Genomic DNA, 257 nt, shown 5'->3' with positions numbered 1-257 from the left:
ATCGCCGCCGGCGGCAGTGATCCAGGTCGCGCCGCCAAGGCCGCGACGTCGACCATCCCGATCGTCTTCATTACTGCCGCCGACCCGGTCAAGGCCGGGCTCGTCACCACTCTCACCCGGGGCCAGGGCAAGGTCACTGGCATCAGCATGATTGGTGCTTCGCTGGAAGCGAAGCGGCTCGAGCTGCTGCATGAAATGCTGCCCGGATTGATCATTACGCCGATCGAGGCCTCGGGCAGCATTTCATGCAGCAGCTC

The 257-nt window shown here is 64.2% G+C and carries 1 protein-coding gene; it reads left to right on the top strand.

What is annotated here, in order from left to right; translation table 11 throughout:
• On the top strand, positions 1-257 hold a 257-nt coding region (locus tag RMT89_RS44115), incomplete at both ends, for an ABC transporter substrate binding protein (protein ID WP_315889385.1).

It is taken from the genome of Streptomyces sp. P17 (assembly GCF_032436805.1).
Lineage (GTDB): Bacteria > Actinomycetota > Actinomycetes > Streptomycetales > Streptomycetaceae > Streptomyces.
The sequence above is the reverse complement of the archived record's forward strand: the minus strand, read 5'-3'. Positions and strand labels throughout refer to the sequence as shown.